Source organism: Candidatus Neomarinimicrobiota bacterium (assembly GCA_021734025.1).
Classification (GTDB): Bacteria; Fidelibacterota; JAANXI01; order JAANXI01; family JAANXI01; genus JAANXI01.
This window is the reverse complement of sequence record JAIPJS010000003.1, coordinates 90,471-114,451: the sequence shown is the minus strand read 5'-3', so window position 1 is coordinate 114,451 and position 23,981 is coordinate 90,471. Positions and strand designations below refer to the sequence as shown.

The following is a 23,981-nucleotide window of genomic DNA, read 5'->3' as shown; positions in this document are numbered from 1 at the left end:
TCTATTAGCCGAATCGTCCGGTAATATAATCCTGGGTACTCTGGACTATCGGATTGGTAAAGAGTTCATTCGTTCGGTTGTATTCTACTAATACTCCCGTCCGGCGTTCTTCCTCAATCATCATAAACGCCGTCAGGTCACTCACTCGGGCTGCCTGCTGCATGTTATGGGTCACAATAAGTATTGTATATTCTTTTTTGAGCTCTTGCAACAGATCTTCAATTTTACCGGCCGCTATCGGATCAAGGGCTGAGGTCGGTTCGTCCATAAGAATAACTTCCGGCTTTACCGCTATGGTCCGGGCGATGCAGAGCCGCTGCTGCTGGCCACCGGAGAGTTCCAGCCCGTTACTGTCCAGTTTATCTTTAACCTCGTCCCAGAGAGCCGCCGACTTCAGCGATTCTTCCACCAAGGCATCCATGTTACCCTGATACCCATAAATTCGAGGTCCAAACGCCACATTATCATAGATGGATTTGGGAAATGGATTCGGTTTCTGGAAGACCATACCAATCCGTCGGCGCACCGCAACAGGATCGACATCTTTGGCATACAGGTCCTCTCCATGAAAAAGCACTTGTCCGTCTATCTTCACCCCCGGTATCAATTCATTCATCCGGTTAAAGCTTCGCAGAAGAGTACTTTTCCCGCATCCGCTCGGACCAATTAACGCCGTAATGGCGTTTTCGTATACCTTCATCGAAACCTCACTGATGGCAGGGTCATCACCATAGGAGACCGATAGGTTAATGCTCTCCATTTTTTCAGTTGCGCCGTCAAATCCTTCGTTGGCAATGAGCGCTTCGTTCATCGGTTCTGCGGTCCTTTCTTCTCAAATCGATAGCGGAGAAAAATTGCCAGTGCATTCATAGAGAGTAGTATCGCAAGGAGCACCACAATTGCTGCCGCGGCTGCCACATGGAAAGCAGCTTCCGGCCGCGAGACCCAGTTAAAAATCTGGATCGGGAGCACGGTGAATCCATCGAACGGCGCAAAGGTGATGAGCGCCAGCGGATCGGAAAGCACATCTGACAACGATTCAATGTTCCCCGGGACGAAGGGAACAAAGGTCAGCGCGCCAATCATAATCAGCGGCGCCGTCTCCCCCACTGCGCGGGACAGTGCCAGGATCGTTCCGGTCAGGATGCCGGGAAACGCCTGCGGGAAGACATGATGCCGCACGGTCTGCCATTTGGTGGCTCCCAACCCCATCGATGCCTCCCGGACAGAGCTCGGCACACCACGTATGGCTTCTCTGGAAGCAATAATGATGATGGGTAGAATCAACAGCCCCATGGTAAACGCGCCTGCCAGCACCGAGCGTCCCAGGGAAAATGCTCTAACAAAGAGCGCCAGTCCCAGGATACCGTATACAATGGAGGGCACAGCCGCCAGATTCGCAATATTGATGTTGATGATCTCCGTCAGCCGGTTTTTGGGGGCGAACTCCTCCAGGTAGAACGCCGCGCCAATTCCCAACGGCAGCGAAATGATTACAGTGAATACAATGACCCAGATGCTCCCGTATAGCGCCGATTTGATACCAGCTCCTTCCGGATGCCTGGATGGATAGTTCTGGAAAAATTCCCAGTTAACCCTCCCGGCACCATCGGTGAAGATGTCAAACAGCAACACTGCTAGCACGGCCACAGCAATGGAGGCTGCCCCTACCGCCACCCATTTAAATATGGTGCCATACCGGTGGCTCCTTTCAATGGTGGAGTTATTCTCTCCCAGGGATCTGGTGGGTTTTCCGGGAAACAATTCCTGATTTTCTCTGCTGGAAATATTGAGACTGCTCATTGGTACACCTCCCGGTAGCGCTTCACTACTAAATGAGAGATAAGGTTAAAGAACAGTGTCATTACAAACAGCGCCATACCCACAGCAAACAGGCTCTGGTATTCCAGCGTCCCCACCGGAGTATCCCCCAGACTCACCTGGACGATATACGCGGTCATCGTCTCTACGGAATTGAACGGGCTAAACGTAAGTGTGGGGTTCATCCCGGCGGCAATGGCAACGATCATCGTTTCACCGATGGCCCGGGATGCCGCCAGAATAAATGCCGAGACGATTCCCGACAGGCTCGCAGGGACCACCACCTTCGTTGTGGTCTCGAACTTCGTTGCACCCAATGCAGTTGATGCATTCCGGAGGCTCTGCGGTACCACCCGAATGGCATCCTCGCTTAATGAGGAGACCATCGGCAGAATCATAATTCCCATCACCATTCCGGCGCTCAACGCATTAAAGACGCCCAGTCCCGGAATCAGTTTCTGCAGGAAAGGCGTGACAGTCACCAGCGCAAAATATCCGTATACAACTGTCGGAATCCCCGCCAGAATCTCTAACAGAGGTTTTAAAAACGATCGCACGTTACGCTTGGCATATTCGCTCAGATAGATGGCACTCAACAATCCCAGCGGCAGCGCCACCAGTAAGGCGATAAATGCCACCATCAGCGTTCCGACTAGCAGCGGCATAATACCGAAGTGCTTGTCTGCAAATAACGGGGTCCACTGGGTATCTGTCAGGAATTTGATCAGACTCACATCTTCATAGCCAAAAAATTTAGACGATTCCAGGACCAGGATAACCACAATGCTGATCGTTACAAAGATGGAGAGAATTCCGCTTCCAAACAGCAGGCCCCGAATGATTCTCTCCGTAATATACTGCTTCCGGGGCAGTCGAAATCCACGATATTTTTGGGTACTACTCACGTTTTACCCCTGAACTCCTCGGTATATGACGGTTACCGTTACCGGGTCTGCAGCAGTTCATTGATGTTAACACCGACCTGGGAGCCGCCGCTGAACACAGATCCCGTTACCCGCTCCTCGAACCGATCCATTGCATGCGCGTATGTGGTGTCGCTCAGCGGAATATAGCCAACCTCCTGTACCAGTTGGGGGGCATTTTCAAAGAAGAAGTGAATAAATTCCTGCACCTCTGCCCGGTTCGCTGATTCCTCTCTAACGTAGATAAACAACGGTCTGGCCAGCGGCTGGTATGTCCCGTTCCCAATGGTTTGAAAAGTCGGAGCAATCGGGCCTTTACCGTTATCCGGATTTCCGTCATCGATGGGCACAATTTTGAGCCTGTCCTGATTCTCATGGTAGTATGCAAATCCGAAAAAACCGAGTGCATTGATATCACCGGCTACGCCCTGCACCAGCACATTATCGTCTTCGCTGGCGGTATAATCGCCCCGGCTTGCACCTTCTCTGCCAACAACTGCTTCCGTAAAGTAGTCAAACGTCCCGGAGGAGACACCCGGACCATACAGGTTTAACTCCCTGTCCGGCCATTCGGATCGAACCTGGCTCCAGCGCGTAATTTTTCCCTGGGCTTCCGGTTTCCACATCCGCTCCAGGTCTTCGACAGTTAAATAGTCCACCCAGTCATTTTTCGGATTCACGACCACGGATAATCCATCGAACGCCACCGGGAGTTCGATAAATTGCACGCCATTCTTCTTCGCCTTGGAAATTTCAGTCTCTTTGATAGGGCGCGACGCATCCGAGATATCTGTCTCTTTGGAAGTAAACTTCTGGAAGCCGCCCCCGGAACCGCTCGTGCCAACGGTCACACGTACCCGACTGTACTCCTTCATAAACTCCTCAGCCACCGCCTCGGTGATTGGGTACACTGTGCTTGATCCATCAATTGAAATTTTCCCGGTGATGCCCTCTTGCTGCTTTTGGCCACATCCAATTAATAAGAATGCCGCGGTAACAAACAGTAATACTTTCTTCATGATGCCCCCTCAATTTTAGCCGATGTGTAAGTTATAAAATGAAATGAAGATTGTTGACTTAAACCCGGCGATATTACTTTAGACAATATTTTCCCTCTCATAGATAAATGAGTGTAACACATCAATGTAATCCAAGTATTAAAGATATGTAAAAATTTTGTAAAATCCCGGCAGACGGCCAGACACATTTCTCTATTTTTCAAGCAGGAACCAGAAGGTTGATCCGGATTGCCCGTCGCTATCCAGCTGAATTTCCGAACCGTGAGCAGAGACGATGTGTTTTACGATAGCCAGTCCCAACCCGGTGCCGCCGATGTTGCGCGAGCGGTCCTTATCGATCCGATAAAACCGCTCGAATACCCGGCTTTGGTATTCAGGAGGAATGCCGGGGCCGGTGTCCCTGACAGCAATTTTGACCTTGTTCTCCCAATCTTCGATTTCCAGTACGACCTCACCCTCATGGGTATACTTCATTGCATTGGTTATTAGATTGGTGAGTACTTGTTTAATCCTGGCCATATCCCCCCGGACTTTCAAATCACCCTGCTCCGGTATCCTGAGCCGCCAATCGACCGCTTTGTCCCTGAATTGCGGGGCGTATTCCTGTTCAAGATCTCTGGCCAGCTCCAGGATATTAAAATACCGGAGGCTCATCCGCATTTCACCGCTCTCGATTCGGGATATCTGGATAAGATCCTGCACTAGCAGCTGGAGGCGGTCGGCATTCTGTAGCGTTCGTTCCAGGAACCGGACATTCACCTCTCTGTCATCAAGCCCACCAGAGAGCAACGTCTCAATGTATCCCTTAATCGACGCGATTGGCGTCTTCAGCTCGTGGGAAGTATTTCCTATAAATTCGGTGCGCATCCGTTCCAGTTTCCGCATCTGCCGGATGTCGGATTCGATTGTTTCAGCCATTCGGTTCAGCGCATCGCCGAGTTTACCCATTTCATCCTCGCCGGAGACCCTGGTCCGCGCTGAGTAATCTCCATCGGCAATGGCCTGCGCCGTTCGCGCCATCTTATTCAACGGATTCGTAATCCGGGAAGACATATAAAAGGTCGTGCCACTCACAATAATCAGTATGATAACACCGCCGATGATCAGGAGCATCCGTAAATGCAGGACAGTGCTGTTGACCTCACTAAGCGGCATAGCCAAGCGGACATAGGACACGGGAGTTGCCGGCTCAATTTGATGTATGGCGACGTACAAAAACGGCTCTTGTACTGTAGCACTGGTGCGCCGGCCGGTACCCCAGCCAATCTCACGGGCCTCGCCCACTTCGGGGCGATTAATGTGGTTCTCCACTGTATCCAGAGCGGCATAGTCCACATCTGAGTCCGCCAGAACATCGCCGGTTTCGGACATGAAGGTCACCCGGATTTTCAGTTGTCGGCTGAGCGTCGTCGCGAGGGAATCCAGTGCCAGAGCGAATTCATTCTCCGGCAGGTACTCCAGCATCTGTTCAATAGCGTGTGCTTCCTTGCGGAGATTGTCGGTTAGCAGGTCATACAGATAACTTTTTGTGAGGATAGAGAGTAAGACGGTGAGCAGGATAAGCCCGCCGACTATAATCCCACCAAAAGAGAGGTGGAGTCTGCGTCTAATTCCCATTTTCAATTCGGCGGGTGTTCAGTCGATATCCCACGCCGGCCTTGGTTTCAATATATTGGCCATAATCTTTTAGCTTTTTCCGGACTTTCCCGACATGAACATCCACGGTTCGGTCAATGACAAAAGTATCATTCCCCCACACACTTGACAAGAGTGTTTCCCGGCTGTGGACCACATTGGGACGTTGCGCCAGATATGCAAGCAAATTAAATTCGGTTTTGGTAAAATCTATCTCTTCCCCATCCAATTTCACCGTATAATTCTCGGGATCGATGGCGAGTTTGCCGATGTGGATTATCTCTGGGGTTGGTTCGGATTGTAACTTGCGCAGATGAGCCCGTACCCTGGCAATCAGCGTCATCGGGCTGAACGGCTTGGTAATATAATCGTCACCGCCGATCTCCAGGCCCAGGACTTCGTCGAATTCCGAATCTTTGGCAGTCAGGAAAATAATCGGCGTGTCGATGCCTTTAGCGCGAATGGCCTTGCACACTTCGTATCCGTCCATCTCCGGCATCATCACGTCAAGTATGATAAGATCGGGATTAGTATCCAGGGCATCCATTGCCGCTTTGCCATCCTGCACTGCGATAACGTCAAATCCTTCCTTCTCAAGGTTGTAGGTGAGAATTTCCAGAAAATCTTCCTCGTCGTCGGCAATCAGGATTTGTCTGGCCACAAATAGATCTCCCATTATGAATTCGTCAGACAAGTATAAAGCAGACTGGAAAAAGTCCAAAGTAAAAATTCTGTAAAACATCGGAATTCCAAACGGGGATATTAAAGATTGAATACGGAAATGTTGCAATTGTCACGGGTGAGACCGATTTTTTATTATATTTACATGGCTACATGGCGACTGTTACAGGGACGCATGAATTATTTCGTCAATTGGCGATAGCGAATACACAAACCGGAGAAGCGACGAATGAGATATATACGTTTTATCACTATTCCAACGATGGGTATTGCAACAATAGTTTTAACATTTTTTAGTATTACCGGCGTTGCGTGTGCACAAAATATGACCGAGGAAGATTTGCCGGACTTTAAGGTACGTCCGGGTTACGAAGTCACACTCGCCGTAGATAATCTGGATAATGCCCGATTCCTGGAGATGGGCGACGACGGTACCTTGTATGTCAGCCGACCGCGGCATGAAGATATCGTCGGGCTCACTGACCAGGATGGTGATGGATTCTTCGAATCCCGTACTACTTACGTGGAAAATTATTCCAGAGTGCACGGTTTACACTACAAAGACGGCTGGCTCTGGTTCACCCAGACCGGCGCCGTACACAAAAGCCGCGATACCGATGGAGACGGCGTTTCCAACGAAGTAGAAACGGTGATCCCGGAAGAAAGAATCTACAGCAAAGGAGGCGGACACTGGTGGCGCTCACTCCTAGTGGGGGATGATGGAATATATACCTCAATCGGTGACGGCGGGAATATCAGTATCCAGACGGAGACCGAGCGGCAGAAGATCTGGAAATACTCACTTGATGGGATGGAAAAAGAACTCTTTGTCTCCGGTATCCGAAACACCGAAAAATTGCGGTTTCGCCCTGGTACTGACGAAGTTTGGGGCGCCGATCACGGTAGTGACTGGTACGGGCGGCCCATCGGCGATACTCGTGCCCAACAGCCGATTACGGATCACAATCCACCGGATGAGTTTAACCATTACCGAAAAGGCGAATTCTACGGACATCCGTTTATCGTGGGCAATATTCTGCCGCGCGTCGAATATTACGACCGGGACGATATCATTGATCTCGCGTCGAAAACGGTACCGCCGGAGTGGATGTTCGGAGCTCACGTGGCCACCAACGGCTTCACCTTCGTCAGCCTTGAAAATAACCACTTCCCTCCCGACCATCAGGGTGATGCCTTCGTGGCTCAGCACGGTTCCTGGAACAGCAGTGTCAAGGTTGGATACGCCGTCGTCCGGGTATTGTTTGACGACGTAACCGGCGATCCGTACGGTGAACTGGAAATTGTCCAGACCCTGGCGGATGACGGCGAAACCGTACTGGAGCGCCCGGTTGATTGTGTGGAGGCACCAGACGGTTCAATTCTGTTCAGCGGAGACCACGGCGGACGTGTTTACAGAATCACATATACTGGTCGCTGATGAACAGATATCTTCTACCGTTAGGTTTTCTCGGCATTCTCTTTTTCTTCATCGCCAAAATTCCACCACTCTCAGGTGCCGATTCTGTCGCCGGGAGTAAAACCCTGGACTTCCGCCCTATCTCATACTTTAATAACCAGTGTGCCCGATGCCACGGCCCGGGCGGTTCATTCTATGGTGACCAGTTTGCGGCGGATCTTTCCCCGGCAGAGTTAAAGCATACAGTTGACGAGATGGCAGCCGGTCCAGGAGGAGCGCCGGTACATGGGGATTCTCTGGAGGCACTCTACCAGTATCATCTGGGGCTTAGCAAAGGGAAACCGTTTCTGGTTATAACAGAAGTGTCGGACGGCTCCATAGCTGGGGAGGTAACTGAGGGCACACAGGTTGTACTTACATCGGCTGGAGATACACTACACGCAACTCTGGCAGAAAACACCTGGCGGATTGTAGGCGATTTACAAATTCAACCACACTCGAAATTACTCCTCATCAGCGAGAGTGATACCCTCACCGTTCATCCAACCCGCCAGGCCTATACAACCTTTTCGGAGTGAACAATCGTTTAGGTATTTCCTTTATCGCCAGGTGAGCTGCTTGCCTGCGCAGACGCAGTATCGTCAAATTCCTCAAAGCTATCTTCGGGTAATACAATAGCCAATATGATATAGAGTAACACCGCAACTCCGCCGGTGGCAAAGACGCCAATCACCCATAATAACCGCACAATTGTCGGATCGATTTCCAGGTAGTACGCTAACCCGGAACAGACTCCGGCAAGTTTTCTGTCCCGTTTCGGGCGGACAATTGTTCCGCCGGTAATATTTGATTTAGAACCTTCTTCGCCCACATCGCTGTCGGATACATTCGATGTATTTTTTCGGGACTCCTGACGCCGGAAAAGGATAAGTATTCCGATGAGTATGATAAATATCGGAAAAATGACTCCCCAGCTCACATGCCAGAATCGGGCGGAGAAGAACCGAAAAATATGGAATTGTTGTAACAACACAATTAGGCCAATGCCAATCAGAATAACTCCCCAAACCGTTTGGGTGGTTGAGCGATCCCGTTTCGGAGTGGAAGAGCCGTGGTTTTCCGCTACGGATTCAGGTGGCTCCGGAATAATGATCATTCCGATGATATAGGCAAGAATTCCGCTGCCACCCAATACCGCAAAGAGCACCCACAAAATGCGGATCAATACGGGATCGAGGTTAAAATATTCTCCAACTCCGCCGCAGACACCTGCAATGACCCGGTCAGTTCTGGATTTGTAGAGCCGTTTCATCTGGAATTCTCCTCTGTTGAGTATTTACCGTGTTTCATTGGGACAAACCGAACCATTGTACCAGTTGTTTCTTCAAATGAATGGCCAGTCCGGATTAAAATCACGAGTTCCTGTTGCAATTCACCGACCGGTGCTATTAACCGCCCGCCGTCTGCAAGTTGTTCTTTTAATGCGTCAGGCACCTCAGCCGGTGCTGCTCCTAACATTATAACATCGAACGGCGATTTTTCCGGCCAACCGTTGAAACCGTCGCCACATTTCACCTCCACATTGTCATACCCCAGTGATGTTAACACCCGCTGCGCTCGCTCGGCTAACGGTTTAATCCGCTCAACGCCGTAAACCCTATCACATAGCAGACTTGCAACTGCCGCAGCGTACCCTGATCCTGTACCGATATCAAGCACCCGGTCGGTCTCCTGAATCGAGACCTCCTCCAGCATATGTGCCACCACATACGGCTGACTGATGGTTTGGTCATATCCGATAGGGATCGGATTGTCAGTATATGCCGATTTCCGATATTTCTCCGGGACAAATTCGTGGCGGGGGACCTTCAGAAAGGCATCCAGTACCCGCTTGTCAGCAATATTCCGCCTTTTCAGCTGGACCTTCACCATATTTTCCCGTTCCTGCCGTAGCGACGATGCTGTCATAGACTATAATTTACGGGATTCGACGATAGTGTGAAACGGAATATTTTACAAGGGATACCGGTCGTATAATTTCGGTACACTGTGACGGCTACCAGAGGCTCAATTTTACGAACATCGTCAATATCCGTAAACTCAGGTTTCATGAGTGGATTGATATTCCCGCACTAACTTTTTAGTCCGGTTATCTGCAATTCTGGTCGGTTTGGGCAATTTGTATTTTGTTGTAGTTTGGAGGGTCCAATCCACCGCCGTTTCAAAATCCATCAGGTGTCCCGGGGATACGTATAGCGGTTTCACCCGGGTCCGTGTCCGAACGACGTTTCCGATCTGCGTTTTCTTGTGGAATAACGGAACGTGTGCCCCTTTTTCGATACCAACCTCTTCCGCCTCACCGGTCAGCCGGGACTTGGCGCATCCGATGGCCGGAATATTCCACCGCCATCCCAGGTGTGCAGCCAACCCGCATCGCCGTGGATGGGCTATTCCCGCACCATCAAACATCAATAGATCCGGTTTCTTCTCCAGGCGTTGCCAGACGCTTTCCAGCGCCGGGCCTTCCCGGAACACCAAAAGACCGGGAATATACGGATACGTTATCTCCCGGGAGTCTGTCACCGATTTCAGGTGATGCAGGATTATTCCGGAACTACCGTATTCGACTTCAAACAGCGCTATAACCGCAAACGCCTGTTGCCACCGCCGGATATACGAAACATCCGCGCCTGCGATTGTCCGGACCTCTCGATTGTCCCAGTGATGGACGATCAGTTCTTTAATTTCCTGTTGGAGGTGTATGGCATCGGCGGGGCTTAAATCCCAGGGATGATTCCGGTCTACTGTCACGAGATACGGGGGCCTGAACCGTTTTCGTCTTTGAGCTGGTGTTCCCCGGTTCGTATCCGGACAATTTTGCCGTACCGCATGCTGATAGAAATATTCACAACCCGCCGTACAATATCTTTGGACTTGGTGGAAAGTATAATAGTAACGCCACGATCATTGTTGAGCATTTTGATATAGTTGAGAAACAGATCGTATTGATCCTTATCCAGGTGCGTAGAGGGCTCATCCATCAGCAGTACTTCCGGGTAAGGCGCCAGCGTCCGCAAGAGGGCGACAATCTGTTGTTGTCCCCGTGAGAGTTGATTCGCCGGTACGCGTCCCAGATCGCTACAATGGAATTCCGCGAGCAGGTTTTTTACACGCGCCTCAATTTCCTCTTCATCCTTTCGTCGAAAATGGAGCCCCATGGCGATATTGTCCGCCACCGTTCCGGAAAACATCGTGGGCTGCTGTGGCAGATAGCCGAGGCGCCGACGGAGTTGTTTCGGGTGTTTTTTCGCATCGGCCGGAGTTTCAAATACGGTAATCTTTCCTTTTTCCACCGGCTGGAGCAGTGCTAAAATTCTCAGGAGAGTTGTTTTACCCGAGCCGGCCTCACCAATCAGTCCATAGATCGGCCCATCCTGGAAGAAGAGCTGATCGATATCGATAGACAGGCGCTTATGTACCTGGTGATGGATATCGCTAATTTCGATGAGGTTCGGCATCTATAAACGCCTCCGGTAGAATTGCAGAAAATGAATACCGAGATAAATTATTCCGCCGATAAGGAATAACCCCAGCGCAACAGCGAGGTGCGCACTGGCTCCAGACAAATTGAATACCGGCTTCGATGGAAATCCTTGTCCAAACAGGAAACTGAGCACGAGGTAAAACGAACCAATTTCAATAAATATCCGGGCGAAGCCTCCAGAGATGGCGCCGTAAATTGCTGTTCGCTTTTCATTCATCTGGGTAAAGTACATCTGCAATTTCGAGGCACCGAGTGCATAGATTTCCTCGTCAACTCGCTGGTCCCGCTCCAGAAGGATATCGGCAATCAGCCCTGTCATCAATGGGATAATCAGTATTGCACTCCAGAGGATGAGTCCGATTGGGGAAATAAATTCACCGGTTGACTGGTAATACAGAAATATACCGAGGCCGACAGCCGGGACATACATCCAGAGATGAACCAGGAACAGGAGCAGGCGTTTTCCGGGAAAACGCTCAATCCCGATCAGAAGGCCAAATGGAATGCTGACCAGCAGGGCAATCACGATTGCATAGCCTGCAATTTCCACGGCGTTCGCCAGATTCATCCAGACGATCTTTTCGCCGGTAAATAGCTGTATAAATGCTTCCTGAAGCATAACCTCTTATATTCTGTTAGTGAACCTTGTTATCCGAAAAGGTATTTTCAGATAGATGAATTATTATGTTGAAAAGGTTAGGGGTGTCCAGCGATAAAATCAAGAATATTGTATCATGCAGATGAGTGCTGAACCATGGAAATATATTTTTTCCGGAAGTTGAACGAGTGATCCAGGAGAAAGTTTGGGGCCGGAATTATCACAGCCGGGCAGATACGATACGACAAAAATTCCTGAAGACAGTATCACCTGTGGATGTTTCCCGAATGCCCTGCTTAATTTCCTCATATTCCTCTGACGAGAGCTCCCCGGTTTTAACTAATTTCTTCCCATAGATTTGCAGGTAGGCATGCATAATATCTGCGGTAATTTCCGGGTGAAACTGGACGGAGAATGCATTGTTGGAATACGCCAGCGCCTGATATGGGTTATGCGGGTTTTCCGCAAGTATTTCAATACCGAGACCTGGCGGCAGACCGGTCACCACATCTTCGTGGGTTTCCTGCGCCCGGAATTGTACTGGGATATCCTGAAATAATGGATGATCTTCCCCCGCTTTGGTTAACGAAAGCTCAACAGTGCCGATCTCTCTGGTAAGAGCATGCGGCTCCACCCTTGCTCCCGCTGCGGTTGCCAGGATCTGATGTCCAAAACAGACCCCAAGTGTGGGAATATCGGACTCCAGCACCGTGCGTAAATGCTTTTTCAGTGGCTCTACCCATGGTTCGGGATCGGTGACGACCGAAGCAGGTGACCCGGTTACTACAATGCCATCAACCTGATCCAAGGCCGGGTATTCCTCCTTCCGGACATCACAGGTAACAGTCTGAACACCAAATTTAGTGAGTCCTCTGGCGAACCAATCCTCAAAATCGCCGTAGGAATACCGAATTTCCGGATAGGTTGTGCCGGTCAGGTAAATTGCGATTTTCGTCATCTATGATTTATCCTGCATTTGTACTTTTCCATAGTTGCATTGTGGTAGCAATACACATTGTTCACACCCGGGATTCCTGGCAGTGCAGACGGTTCGTCCGTGCCGGATTACATTGAGATGCAATGTCCTGGCTTCTCCGTCCGGCACCAGGTCGTCCATAATCCAAAACGTCTTTGTTGGCGTAGCATTTTTCGGTGATAATCCGAGTCGCCTACAGACACGGTTCACATGGGTATCCACCGGGAAAATATTCTTATGGCAGGAAAAACAGAGCACTATGGAGATTGTCTTGACACCAATCCCCTTTATACCGGTAAACAGGTCAATCATCTTATACGGATCTTCACGGCAAATCCATTCAATATCCAGAGAGTCGTAATTTTCATGTAACCAGTTTAATACTCGTTGAATCCGACGGCTCTTCTGATTTGCCAGCCCTCCACTCCGAATGGCTTCAGCAATCTCCTCTGCTTCGACCGTCCGGACATCTTCCCAGGTATCAAATCGTTCCCGCAGGGATGCATATGCCCGTCGACTATTTACATCGGAAGTATTCTGGGAGAGAATAGTCTTTATCAGGTCATCAAGTGGACCTGGCCGGGACTTTTGCTCCTGTCTTCCGTATTCCTCTGCCAGACGTTCATCCACCCAAGCAACGTTCTGTGCTGTCGGTTCCATAAGATTTCGTAATAAAAAGCGGAGACTCTCCGGTATTGGAGAGCCTCCGCATATATTTAAGGAGTTCTCAGTTTTGGACGGTTAGATAACCGAGTCCAGTTTGGAACTCAATTGCTTCTTTGGTACGGCGCCAACAATCTGCTCGGCCACTTCCCCGTCTTTGAAAATCAGCAACGTCGGAATGCTCCGGATACCGTAATTCATCGCGGTCTGCTGGTTGTTATCCACATCCAGTTTACCGACCTTGGCTTTTCCCTGGTACTCATTTGCGATCTCTTCCACTGCGGGGGCTATCGCCTTACAAGGTGCGCACCAGTCAGCCCAAAAGTCTACCAGTACCGGAACGTCCGACTCCATCACTTCATTCTGAAAATTATCATCCGTTAGTTCAACAGTATTTGCAGCCATAGGATAAATCCTCCTTCGTTACTTGCAATTAATCAGATTTATATTCTTCATAGATGCTATTGACTATCCGCTCTGCCAGTCGATTGTTCAAAGAATAGCAGATCAGATTTCCATTCCGTGAAGTCTCCACCATCCCCAGGTTTCGCAACACTGACAGATGTTGACTGACACAGGATTGGCTCGCGCCGGTAATTTCTTCCAGCGAACTCACACAAACCTCCCGCTCCCGGATGGCGTCAATAATCTTCAGTCTGATTGGGTTTGACAGCGCTTTCAAAATCTCAGACTCTTTTTGATAGTCAATTTGCATCGAATTATATCATTATATTAGAATATTCGCATTTTCTAATGTCGATTAATGTAGAGAATATTCAAATGTACCACAAGGGATAATCCATAAAGCTAGTGTAATAGGTACTTAGTTGAACAAATTGTTGCAGTGAATGCCCTGAGGATTACTCTTGTCCGTTTAACCATTTTTCGGCGGTAGTGATTGCGACGTCAAGGTAATCTTTCAGGGCGTCTTCAGACGTATTGGAAAAATCGAGTGTAATCGCCTTGGTGCCCTGTCCTTCATTATCCGGAAGTGCACGCCAGTTATCGTACATTTTATCCAGGAGGTCCAGCTCCCTATCTGAAAGCTTCCTGCGTTCCCGATCGGCATCGGGGCCTTTCAGATTGAAATTTCCGTGCTCGTGTTCAGCTCGAAGTGAAAATATCGCCACCTCACGCTTCCCGGTGGGTAACTGAAAATGAAGCGCAAGACCGTGCTTTCCCGTGGTCAACCGAAAACTCCCGTATTCCTGCCACTCATTTCCCCATTTCGAGACCGTGTCGTCGAATAATTCAGCAGTCTCGGTGCCGTCCTCATCTAAATCTGGCCTGGCGGTTCTTTCAATTTGCAAGAATTGTTCTGGAGTCATATATGTCTTCCCACATTCTTCATGTTAACCCGATAATAACCAATATGTTTGTTATGTGCGGGGTTGTTTCTTTTCATTCCGCATGAATATACAAACCGAGCAGGAATTTATCATACGTAAATTTCTGCAGTTTTACTCGTTCATATCTCATCTCAAATGTCTACAAGTACAATGAGGGTCTTCCGAAAGACACCTTTGCTCCAAATTTTCCATATCGCTTGATTATTCTCTGTTCCCTTTCAGGTTCCCGGCATTTTATTCATTTTTCCTGAAGCAACCTGAGCAGCCAGCCCGACAGGGTCTATCACCGGGGAATACGGTGGTGCGTAGCTCAAATCCAGTAACGCAATATCCTGGATTCGCATCTGATTGTGTAATGCCACGGCATACGGATCGATACGCTTGGCAGCTGTTTCTCCGCCGGCGATTTGGGCGCCGAGTAATCGGCCTGACTCGCGCTCGATCACCAAATGTATGGTCAGTTCTCCACTGCCCGGGTAGTAACCGGCCCGTTCCCGGCTTTTCACCGTCTGGCTAAAATAGTTAAATCCGGCTTCTTCAGCCTGGGACTCCGTTAATCCGGTTCTGGATACGGTCAGATCAAATACCTTCATTACGGCTGTACCAACTATCCCCGGAAACGCAACAGGTTCACCCAGGAGATGGAGTGCAGCAATCCGCCCATGCTTGTTCGCGGCCGGCCCCAGCGGAACGTATGCAGGCTTTCCACTCACCAGATGGTGCTGCTCCACGCAATCACCGGCCGCGTAGATATCCGGATCGTCGGTTAACAGGTGATCATCCACGGTTATGCCGCCGAATTCTCCGGTTGCCAAACCGGCGCGTTCAGCAAGATCAGCATTGGGCCGGATACCTGTTCCCAGAATAATCATTTCGACAGGAAGGGATTCGTCATTTTCGCCAATATCAATGGTGTTGACGGTTCCGCCTTCGCCCCGGATTGGCTTCACCCTGGTGTTCAGCCGGGTCCGGACCTCATGCCGGTCCAGTTCCGCCATCACTTTCTCCGTGATCGGTTTATCCATAGGATTCAAAACCTGCGGCAGCATTTCGATCAGATATACTTGCAGATCTCTGGACCGGAGCGCTTCGGCCATCTCCAGGCCGATATACCCTCCACCGATAATCGCGGCGGTTTCAGGCTTTTGCTCATCGATGAATGTGTGAATGCGATCGGCGTCGTTCAGGTCCCGGACGGAAAAAATCCCATCAAGATCCAAACCATCGATTGGCGGCTTCACCGGATCGGCGCCAGTGGCAATCATCAGGGTATCGTATTGGAAATTTTCCTTCTCACCGGATTCGACGTGCTGTGCGCGTACGGATTTGTCGTCCCGATGAATGGAGATTGCCTCCCACCCCATCCGGACGTCCACCCCACGTTTTTTGCGGAACTGGTCGGCTGTGACAATCTGTAAGTTTTCCAGTTTCTCAACGTCCCGGGATACATAATAGGGAATCCCACACGCAGCATAGGACACATAGTTGCCACGCTCCAGCACGGTTACTCGCCATTCCGGTTGCTCACGTTTAATTTTACTGGCGAAGCTCATTCCGGCCGCATCGCCGCCAATTACTAAAATTCTCCTACTGTTGTCATGGGCCATTGCGTGCTCCGATCGTTTTTAAATCATTGGAATACCAGGGTTACTACTCGAAGAAGTTGGTCTGAAAATTTCATGCTGAAGTAAACTTACCAACCGATTTCAAATTGTTCAACACAGGGCATACTGGAAATTTCCTCCATAAGTGTTGGCTTTATTACACAACCCGACCTGCGACGTGGTTACAATTAGAATGCATAATTTAGAATGCATAATTCAAATGTGAATCTCATCCAGGGAGGAAACCATGAAACGACTTGCTGTTGTTCTATCACTGGTTTTTGTTGGAATCTTTATTGTTATCAGTGCCCGATCAGAATCACACGAATCGGAGAAAATGAAAAAGGCGCCGTTCGGTACTATGCAGGATGTCCAGATGGCCAAATTGCTCTGGTCTGCCATCGAGGGATATCAGGACACCTGGGTGGAGTATCCTGGTCTCAAAGGATTTCAACCGGGCAACAGTCCTCACGGAAAATTCCTGAAGTACTACCTGAATAAAACGGCCAAAAGCAATACGGACGAATTTCCTTACGGTTCCATTATCATCAAAGAAAACTATATGGCCAAAGATGCGGAAAAACTGGGACCGGTCACGGTGATGGCGCGTCTCAAGGGATATGACAGCGACAATTATGACTGGTATTGGGTTAAATATAATCCGGATGGAACGCTCGATACCAATCCCAAGGGGATGAAACTGGCCGGTGCTGTCGCCAAGGGTATGGATTCGGGATGTATTTCCTGCCATGCCGGGGCCGACGGAGATGACTACGTCTTTGCGAATGATAAATAGGTATGATACTGTATGAAAAGGTTTCCACCTCCCCAGCAGTTTGTGATAATAGCCAACTTTTCCCTGATTTTGACGATCTGTACCTCGAATATGATGGCACAGAACCTGTCAATTGTTCGGGCGATGAGTTCTAAAGACGTCAATAATTATGAACTGCTGGGCGTGGAGATTGTGGAAAACCTGATGATTGTCCCAGGTGGCCTGGGAGGGAGTGTGCAATTTGATATTTCCGACCCGGTATCCCCCGTGCTCCACTCTGCAATGAGAAAAGCGACCTTACTTCGCTGATCGGGCGGTTACTTACTACAATTACAAGGTAGCGGAATCTTCGGACTATTCAAGCGTTCTGTCCAGGTTATATGCTGCGCTGATTAAGGACAAGTGGGTAAACGCCTGAGGGAAATTTCCCAGGGCTTCCCCGCACGGTCCCGTCTCTTCCGCATATAATCCGAGATGGTTGGAATAGCCAAGCATACGCTCAAAAATAAGCCGGGCCTCCTCCAGTCGGTCCTTGTCGGTTTTCCCTGCACGGGTGAGTGCCTCCACCAGCCAGAATGTGCATATATTAAACGTGCCTTCTTCGCCGCGGAGTCCGTCATTGACTTCTTTCACATTATATCGATATACCAGGCTGTTGGATACCAATCCTCCCTTTTCCGGCGGTTTGTTAATGGCGTCCAGTGTCTGCAGCATCCGGGGATCGTTTGGTGAAAGAAAAAACACCAGGGGCATGATCAGGTTAGAGGCATCCAGGGAATTACTTCCGTAGCTCTGGGCAAAAGCTTTTCGCTCCTCATTCCAGCCCTTTGCCATGATGTCTTCATATATTTCATCCCGGACTTTTTCCCATTTATTCCTGTCCGCTGGAAACGACCTTTTGTTGGCCAACCGAAGTGCGCGATCCAGCGCTACCCAGGACATGAGTTTGGAGAAGACGAAGTGTTTTCGTCCACCTCTGGTCTCCCAAATTCCCTCATCTTCCTGTTTCCAGTTATCCGCAATCCAGTTGATCATCTTCCGCAAATGAGTCCAGAGATCATACGATATGGGACTGCCGTATTTATTATAGAGGTAGACGGAGTCCATCAACTCACCATAAATATCCAGCTGGAGCTGATCATAAGCGCCGTTCCCGATGCGGACCGGCGTTGATCCCTGGTATCCTTTGAGATGATCCAGTGTCTCTTCCGTGAGCTGGTGACGCCCGTCGATGCCGTACATGATCTGCAGGGTGCCGTCCGGTTCCAGTTCGTGGCTCCGGCTTTCTATATATTTCATAAAATTGGCCGCCTCCTCAGTAAATCCGATCCGCAACAAACCATAGAGCGTAAATGCCGCATCTCTAATCCAGGTATACCGATAATCCCAGTTACGCTCGCCACCAATTGCTTCTGGCAGACTGGTAGTCGGAGCGGCGACAATCGCACCTGTTGGCTCGTAGGTGAGCAGTTTCAGCGTAAGTGCAGAGCGTTCCACCATCTCCTGCCAGCGCCCTTCATAGGTGGACTGGGCAATCCAGTTTCGCCAGTATTTAACCGTGTCCTGGAATTCAGCATCCGCCTCCTCCCTGGTGAGCGCAAATCCACAGGTGGCATCTGGCTCAATTTCCCGCAGGATGAAGTTAGTTTTTTGTCCTTCCCGGAGCGTAAATTCCGCAACCACCCCGTTTTCGGATTGCTTAATCTCTAGCGGACTTGCAAGCCCTACACTCAAATCGGATGCATGAAACGCAGCTCCGTCCCTGGAGAAGGCGATCTCGTGTGGATCCCTGGCATAATCGAACGCGGGGAAACAGCGCATTTCAAGGTCCATACTCCCACGGACCAACTCCACCCGCCGGATAATACACCGGGCCTGATTGCTGACTCCCTCCTCATTAATCGGCATAAAATCGATTATCTCGGCCACACCATCCGGGGATAAAAAGCGGGTCACCAGTACGTTGGTATCCGGCCAGTAAAGTTGCTTTTGAGTCACCCCGTCCCGGACGGGCGCAATAGAAAAATATCCGCCTTTCTCATCGTCCAGTATCTTCGCGAACAGGCTCGGTGAATCGAAGTCGGGGAAGCAAAACCAATCAATGGAACCGTTCATTCCCACCAGCGCAACCGTTCGGGTATCCCCGATCACGCCATAATTCTCTATGGGCTGATACACCATTTTAATAGCATCCTTTCCTCACGTTAACCATCATTAGACCTCCACAAATATTTTGATTGCGTCATTCGAGGATTCCAATAGCCGGATCATGGTCTCGTACTCCTCCAGCCCTTTCACTGGGTGGGTTAGCAGCTGGTTCAACCATCCCGGAAATTGAGATACGGCGTGCGAAAGGTCTTTCGCGGCCAGCTGAAAATGAGTCAGATTCGAACTGACTGTGCCGAACATCACCTTGTTGCCCAACACAAATTCCAGGTTAATCTTGTCGGACGGGATTTCGGTTTTCCGCTCACCGCCGGTGATGCTGGTGAGGATCAAGACCCCGTTCTTTCCGAGATGTTCGGTTGCCTCAAACGCGACTCCCGAGTTTCCGGTGGCTTCGAAGATGAGATCGTACGGCCCGTACTGTTCTTTTGATTCCCCTAGCGTTTTGTCTTTGACGCTGAAATACCTTCCACCAAGTTGTTCTACCAATTCCCCGTTTTTATATGGCATCTGATCCAACCCGAACGCAACCACGTCAATGTCTCTGAGGCGCAGTATCATAGTGGCGAGCAGGCCGAGTGTACCGGTCCCCATTACGGCAGCGCGTTTCGGCTGCCAGATTTGCATTCTCCGCTGAATTTCGAAGGCCTGCCGGATGCCTTTCACGACGATACTCGTCGGTTCCATCAATACGCCGACATCCCTGCAGGCTCCGGGCACTTTGGCAAGATTGTTCTCCGATTCCACGAAATATTCTGCTAAAAATCCGTGAAGGCGGTTGATCCCTCGTTCATAATATTCCTCATCACTTGACATATCCGATAATCCGATCCGATCGTACAGCGAATCACCAGGACGACGAACGGTGGCTGCAACATAGTCACCTGGTGAGAACCTTTCTACGTTTTCCCCGATTTCTTCGACAACGCCGAACGATTCGTGGCCAATGATCAGGTAGTCGTCCCCTTCGGGCGCCGCCCCGTATTCTGCGTCATTTATCTCCTTGTCCGTGGCGTCCACTCCGACCCGCAACACCCTAACCAATACACCACAGCCGGCTGCAATTTCATTTATCGAAGGCTTTGGAATATCCCGGAGATGTATGGAATTTTTTTCTCCTGGCGCAACAGCGATTGCCTTCATTAGAAGGAGCCTCCTTTCACCAAGTCAGTACTAAAAATTGTATGGGTCTCCTGGCATCATAGCCGGGGTTCGGTGCACGCCTCCAGGCAGGAACGGGGTGTCGTTGAATTCCCCACATTGAAAATTAGTTATCCACCCCATAACGGCGGGATGGTTTTTAAGATGACGGGACACCCGGACTCACTCCGCTGGCTCCAGCAAGATATAATCCAGGTAAGAGACCGAACTCTCCCCGGTGCCGTCGGAGTCATTCATAATTGCAAGCGATGCAATGTCTGGTGGTTTCGCCCCGAACGCCTCCCGATAATCAGCCAGAATGTTGACCCGTTCCGTATGCCACTCGCCTACCCCTGATTCGCCTTCTCTGGTAATGACCATTTGCGCTTTCTCCTGGAACGGGTTCGGAAGGATTCGCTTTTCGTGCTCGGTGTTCGCCCAGATATAGCTGAGGGCACTATGCGGCGGGTATTTCCCGAAGACAGATCTCGCCACACTGTATTTTGTCCTCTCCCACAGTGATGCCTTGCTGGGATCGTACTTAAAATTCACATAAATTCTCAGAGCGTAGTCGTCACCGGCCTTAGTTATTTCATCCCCTTTTTCATAGATATTTTCGACCTTCCACTTCCACTCCAGTACCGGGAAAGAATCCACCTCAAACGTTTTCCGGAGCAGCAGCAATGATGCCGAATTGTCGCTGGATGTCTTAAGAACGGTATCTTTACCCATCACGGTGATCTCGTATTGAGTCGCCCGATCAACATTTGGAAATTTGTAATGCTTCCAGTGCTCCAGGGAGTGAAAATCATCTCTGTAATCAGTTATTTGCCCGGGAAGCCCATCTGGGAGACAGGTTACGAGAAGTAAAACTGACAAAATATAGGTAGGTAGCAATCTCATTATATCACATAATTTCCCCATTTGGCTCTAGAAGCTAATAAGCAGGTTTCACTTATGAAAACAAATCGGGCAACTACAATCGTCCCTGACTTATTGGTCATACCCAAATCTGTTATGGGGTGGAAACGAAAAATGTTACACTAATACCGGAATACACAAATACATAATCACTATTTTCTCAATATTTGCCCGTGGAATTGTATGCATCGTTCCCCTCTTCGAAAAAATCAATGTTTATCTGCAGATATTTCTCCACGTTGTATTCTTCATGGGACGCGCCCTCCGCACGGATAGCATCCACCGGGCACTCCGGCTCACACGCCGCACAGTCAATGCATTCATCGGGATGAATATACAGCTGAATGCCTTGCAATTTTTCCACTTGCTCGCCGACCGGTGTTCCCGACTCTATCTGCTTTTCGTGTATTTCATCGATTGGAATCGGCGCATAAATGCAGTCTACCGGACAAACCTCCACGCAGGAGGTGTCACATACCGCCACGCACGGCGAGCCAATTACGTAGGTCATCAGTCTATCTCCGGCCAGTATTATTGTTGGTCTTCACGTCAAAGAGAATGTAAGGAAATTCGCCGGAGATGTCATCCTCAGGGTACATTATGCCACGGATCGTGATAACGGGCATGACCTGGGTGAAGTGCTGAACTATTATCCAGTGCATGTTGTCCTTGGAGTCTCTAAATTTTTATTTTGATGGTTTTAATAGTTACGGGCTTTTAATAATAAACACGACGAGGTTTTCATTTCTATGGATCCGGATACAGGTAGCAACACGTTATCAACCAGAGCAATGCGCCAACTCATTTCATCAGACGATACCTGGATTATTGACGTCCGTCCGATTGACGCATACAACGGATGGCAACTTGAAGATGAGTTCCGCGGCGGACATATTTCTGGTGCAAAGAGCCTCCCTGCTAAGTGGACGACCTATCTCGACTGGATCGAAATCGTCCGGTCAAAGGGTATTGAAACCGGTGATCCAATCGTACTCTATGGTTATGATATAGAAGAGATACTTCGCGTTCGGGAGTCATTTGAGAAGGCAGGGTACTCGGATATACAAATCTACTCGGATTTTACTGACGAATGGGCCGCGGATCCCGAATTGCCGATGGAACGGCTGGAAAAGTATCAACAGTTGGTCCCGGCTCCATGGATTAAATCGTTGCTGGACGGGGGGACGCCTCAACATCATGCAAAAGAAAACTTTGTGGTTTGCCATGCCCATTATCGCAATCCGGAGGATTACGAAAAGGGACATATTCCGGGCGCAATACCACTTAATACATTGACGCTGGAGTCACCGGAAACCTGGAACAGGCGTTCTCCTGCGGAACTCAGGGACACACTTGAAAGCCTCGGTATCACCCATGACACCACCGTTGTCCTGTACGGCCGGTTTTCGTATCCGAAAAACGATGACGCGTTTCCGGGAAGCAGCGCCGGTCACCTTGGAGCCATCCGATGCGCCTTTATCATGATGTACGCCGGTGTGGAGGACGTACGAGTATTGAATGGAGGCATTCAGGCGTGGGAAGATGCCGGATACACACTCACTATAGAGGAGACGGTCCCTCAGCCTATTGATGATTTTGGCCCAGAAATTCCGGCGCATCCCGGGATAGCGACAGACCTTCCAGGAGCAAAGGCACTGTTAAGTGCTGAGGACGGTGCTCTGGTCAGCGTGCGAAGCTGGAAGGAATTTATCGGCGAGGTGAGCGGCTATAATTATATAGAGAAAACGGGGCGCATTCCCGGCGCCGTATTCGCTGACTGCGGGACCGACGCCTATCACATGGAAAATTACCGGAATCCTGATCATACCACCCGGGAATATCACGAAATCGAAGCATTATGGCAGGAGGCCGGGATTACGCCGGACAAGCGGCTCGCTTTTTACTGTGGGACCGGTTGGCGTGGCAGCGAGGCGTTTTTTAATGCCTGGCTTATGGGGTGGCCGCACATTTCAGTGTACGACGGGGGCTGGTTCGAATGGAGTGGGAATCCGGAGAATCCCATAGCGACGGGTCAGCCAGAATAACTACTCCCGTGATTTTGTCGCACGGGTAACATAATCTTCTGCTCTTAGTTTCATCTCTCTCACCATAGCCTGCAAACCATTGGAACGGGTTGGCGACAGGTGCTTTTGCAGCCCGACTTCCTCGATAAAGTATAATTCTGCATTCGCTACATCCACAGGCGGTGCCCCGGAAAATACTTTGATCAACAGTCCGGCAATCCCTTTGATAATGGCAGAATCACTCTCCACCTGAAAAAATATTCTCTCATCCTCTACATAGCTATGCAGCCAAACAGAGGATTGGCATCCTTTAATCTTGTTCTCCTCTGTCATGTGCTTGTCTCCGAACGCAGGCAATTGGTGTCCCAGATTGATGAGATATTCGTATTTTTGCATTCCGTCTGCGCCCATCTCCTCAAATTCGCTGATAACCTCATCCTGTCTTTCGTTCACGGTCATACTTTGTAAATCCGACATGCAACCGATCCCTATCTCTTTGTGTAAAATTCCGGACTGCCTTAATCAGGTAATCACCATACTATGGTTAAAATATAATACGATTCCCAGAAAACAGATGAAATAGATCTATTCGGATTCCGGACGGATAATCTTGGTTTCAGGATAGAAATTGTGCCAGCCATCCAAGTATGCCTGAGTTACGTTAAATCTTTGCAGATCAAGTGGTAGAGATTCTGAGTTGCCGGAAATCAGGTTTATCGAAGTGC

The 23,981-nt window shown here is 49.6% G+C and carries 28 protein-coding genes and 1 pseudogene; 5 read left to right on the top strand and 24 right to left on the bottom strand.

Annotated elements, in window-relative coordinates; all coding sequences use genetic code 11:
• Positions 1-4: 4 nt before the first annotated feature.
• From pstB to K9N57_04715, 6 genes are all read right to left on the bottom strand, one after another.
• Positions 5-811: a phosphate ABC transporter ATP-binding protein PstB gene (gene pstB / locus K9N57_04740; protein ID MCF7803475.1), complete on the bottom strand. Its 807-nt coding sequence runs from the start codon at positions 809-811 to the stop codon at positions 5-7.
• Positions 808-1,803: a phosphate ABC transporter permease PstA gene (gene pstA, locus K9N57_04735; GenBank protein MCF7803474.1), complete on the bottom strand. Its 996-nt coding sequence runs from the start codon at positions 1,801-1,803 to the stop codon at positions 808-810. The genes pstB and pstA overlap by 4 nt, the downstream gene beginning before the upstream one ends.
• Entirely contained in the window at positions 1,800-2,726 is a 927-nt protein-coding gene (gene pstC, locus K9N57_04730; GenBank protein MCF7803473.1) for a phosphate ABC transporter permease subunit PstC, read from the bottom strand. The genes pstA and pstC overlap by 4 nt, the downstream gene beginning before the upstream one ends.
• Positions 2,727-2,764: 38 nt before the next feature.
• Positions 2,765-3,763: a PstS family phosphate ABC transporter substrate-binding protein gene (locus tag K9N57_04725; GenBank protein MCF7803472.1), complete on the bottom strand. Its 999-nt coding sequence runs from the start codon at positions 3,761-3,763 to the stop codon at positions 2,765-2,767.
• A gap of 192 nt (positions 3,764-3,955) precedes the next feature.
• Positions 3,956-5,380, bottom strand: coding sequence for a HAMP domain-containing protein (locus tag K9N57_04720; protein ID MCF7803471.1), 1,425 nt, complete (start codon positions 5,378-5,380; stop codon positions 3,956-3,958).
• On the bottom strand, positions 5,370-6,059 hold the full coding sequence (locus K9N57_04715; protein MCF7803470.1) for a response regulator transcription factor: 690 nt from the start codon (positions 6,057-6,059) through the stop codon (positions 5,370-5,372). The genes K9N57_04720 and K9N57_04715 overlap by 11 nt, the downstream gene beginning before the upstream one ends.
• Positions 6,060-6,308: 249 nt before the next feature.
• Here K9N57_04715 and K9N57_04710 point away from each other — a divergent pair, with 249 nt between their 5' ends.
• Positions 6,309-7,517 (top strand): PQQ-dependent sugar dehydrogenase, encoded by a 1,209-nt coding sequence (locus K9N57_04710; protein ID MCF7803469.1) that lies wholly within the window; start codon positions 6,309-6,311, stop codon positions 7,515-7,517.
• A complete protein-coding gene (locus tag K9N57_04705) occupies positions 7,517-8,074 on the top strand; it encodes a cytochrome c (GenBank protein MCF7803468.1) in 558 nt (185 codons plus the stop codon). The genes K9N57_04710 and K9N57_04705 overlap by 1 nt, the downstream gene beginning before the upstream one ends.
• An 8-nt stretch (positions 8,075-8,082) precedes the next feature.
• On the opposite strand, the gene K9N57_04700 is transcribed toward K9N57_04705, so the two are convergent.
• The 12 genes and pseudogenes from K9N57_04700 to K9N57_04645 form a co-directional block, all read right to left on the bottom strand.
• Positions 8,083-8,652 carry a PspC domain-containing protein gene (locus K9N57_04700; GenBank protein MCF7803467.1) on the bottom strand — a complete coding sequence of 190 codons (570 nt, stop codon included), beginning with the start codon at positions 8,650-8,652 and terminating at the stop codon, positions 8,083-8,085.
• A pseudogene (locus K9N57_04695) lies at positions 8,629-8,808 on the bottom strand (PspC domain-containing protein). Before K9N57_04695 ends, K9N57_04700 begins: the two are co-directional and overlap by 24 nt.
• Entirely contained in the window at positions 8,805-9,464 is a 660-nt protein-coding gene (locus K9N57_04690; protein MCF7803466.1) for a protein-L-isoaspartate(D-aspartate) O-methyltransferase, read from the bottom strand. The pseudogene K9N57_04695 and the gene K9N57_04690 overlap by 4 nt, the downstream one beginning before the upstream one ends.
• A 132-nt stretch (positions 9,465-9,596) precedes the next feature.
• Complete coding sequence (locus tag K9N57_04685; protein MCF7803465.1) at positions 9,597-10,307, bottom strand: endonuclease V; 711 nt, start codon at positions 10,305-10,307, stop codon at positions 9,597-9,599.
• On the bottom strand, positions 10,304-11,014 hold the full coding sequence (locus K9N57_04680; GenBank protein MCF7803464.1) for an energy-coupling factor ABC transporter ATP-binding protein: 711 nt from the start codon (positions 11,012-11,014) through the stop codon (positions 10,304-10,306). Before K9N57_04680 ends, K9N57_04685 begins: the two co-directional genes overlap by 4 nt.
• Positions 11,015-11,659, bottom strand: a complete 645-nt coding sequence (locus tag K9N57_04675) for an ABC transporter permease subunit (protein ID MCF7803463.1) — start codon at positions 11,657-11,659, stop codon at positions 11,015-11,017. It abuts the gene before it with no gap.
• Between the two features lie 199 nt (positions 11,660-11,858).
• Complete coding sequence (locus tag K9N57_04670) at positions 11,859-12,596, bottom strand: gamma-glutamyl-gamma-aminobutyrate hydrolase family protein (protein ID MCF7803462.1); 738 nt, start codon at positions 12,594-12,596, stop codon at positions 11,859-11,861.
• Positions 12,597-13,274: an endonuclease III gene (locus K9N57_04665; protein MCF7803461.1), complete on the bottom strand. Its 678-nt coding sequence runs from the start codon at positions 13,272-13,274 to the stop codon at positions 12,597-12,599. It lies immediately after the preceding gene.
• 81 nt (positions 13,275-13,355) lie between these two features.
• Positions 13,356-13,682, bottom strand: a complete 327-nt coding sequence (gene trxA / locus K9N57_04660; GenBank protein MCF7803460.1) for a thioredoxin — start codon at positions 13,680-13,682, stop codon at positions 13,356-13,358.
• Positions 13,683-13,710: 28 nt separating this feature from the next.
• Complete coding sequence (locus K9N57_04655) at positions 13,711-13,992, bottom strand: metalloregulator ArsR/SmtB family transcription factor (protein ID MCF7803459.1); 282 nt, start codon at positions 13,990-13,992, stop codon at positions 13,711-13,713.
• Between the two features lie 145 nt (positions 13,993-14,137).
• A complete protein-coding gene (locus K9N57_04650) occupies positions 14,138-14,605 on the bottom strand; it encodes a hypothetical protein (protein MCF7803458.1) in 468 nt (155 codons plus the stop codon).
• 239 nt (positions 14,606-14,844) lie between these two features.
• Entirely contained in the window at positions 14,845-16,233 is a 1,389-nt protein-coding gene (locus K9N57_04645; GenBank protein MCF7803457.1) for an FAD-dependent oxidoreductase, read from the bottom strand.
• Positions 16,234-16,567: 334 nt separating this feature from the next.
• Between K9N57_04645 and K9N57_04640 the strand changes: the two genes are divergently transcribed.
• Both K9N57_04640 and K9N57_04635 read left to right on the top strand, forming a co-directional pair.
• Positions 16,568-17,026, top strand: coding sequence for a cytochrome P460 family protein (locus K9N57_04640; protein MCF7803456.1), 459 nt, complete (start codon positions 16,568-16,570; stop codon positions 17,024-17,026).
• A gap of 12 nt (positions 17,027-17,038) precedes the next feature.
• On the top strand, positions 17,039-17,314 hold the full coding sequence (locus K9N57_04635) for a hypothetical protein (GenBank protein ID MCF7803455.1): 276 nt from the start codon (positions 17,039-17,041) through the stop codon (positions 17,312-17,314).
• Between the two features lie 45 nt (positions 17,315-17,359).
• Here the strand turns inward: K9N57_04635 and K9N57_04630 are convergent, their stop codons facing one another.
• The 5 genes from K9N57_04630 to K9N57_04610 form a co-directional block, all read right to left on the bottom strand.
• Entirely contained in the window at positions 17,360-19,186 is a 1,827-nt protein-coding gene (locus K9N57_04630; GenBank protein MCF7803454.1) for a glycoside hydrolase family 15 protein, read from the bottom strand.
• Positions 19,187-19,219: 33 nt separating this feature from the next.
• On the bottom strand, positions 19,220-20,314 hold the full coding sequence (locus K9N57_04625; protein ID MCF7803453.1) for a glucose 1-dehydrogenase: 1,095 nt from the start codon (positions 20,312-20,314) through the stop codon (positions 19,220-19,222).
• 180 nt (positions 20,315-20,494) lie between these two features.
• A complete protein-coding gene (locus K9N57_04620; protein ID MCF7803452.1) occupies positions 20,495-21,214 on the bottom strand; it encodes a DUF3047 domain-containing protein in 720 nt (239 codons plus the stop codon).
• Positions 21,215-21,392: 178 nt separating this feature from the next.
• Positions 21,393-21,743 (bottom strand): ferredoxin family protein, encoded by a 351-nt coding sequence (locus K9N57_04615; GenBank protein MCF7803451.1) that lies wholly within the window; start codon positions 21,741-21,743, stop codon positions 21,393-21,395.
• A gap of 4 nt (positions 21,744-21,747) precedes the next feature.
• A complete protein-coding gene (locus K9N57_04610; GenBank protein ID MCF7803450.1) occupies positions 21,748-21,894 on the bottom strand; it encodes a hypothetical protein in 147 nt (48 codons plus the stop codon).
• Between the two features lie 87 nt (positions 21,895-21,981).
• Here K9N57_04610 and K9N57_04605 point away from each other — a divergent pair, with 87 nt between their 5' ends.
• Positions 21,982-23,277, top strand: coding sequence for a thiosulfate sulfurtransferase (locus K9N57_04605; GenBank protein MCF7803449.1), 1,296 nt, complete (start codon positions 21,982-21,984; stop codon positions 23,275-23,277).
• On the opposite strand, the gene K9N57_04600 is transcribed toward K9N57_04605, so the two are convergent.
• Positions 23,278-23,715, bottom strand: coding sequence for a SufE family protein (locus K9N57_04600; protein ID MCF7803448.1), 438 nt, complete (start codon positions 23,713-23,715; stop codon positions 23,278-23,280).
• Positions 23,716-23,981 lie beyond the last annotated feature (266 nt).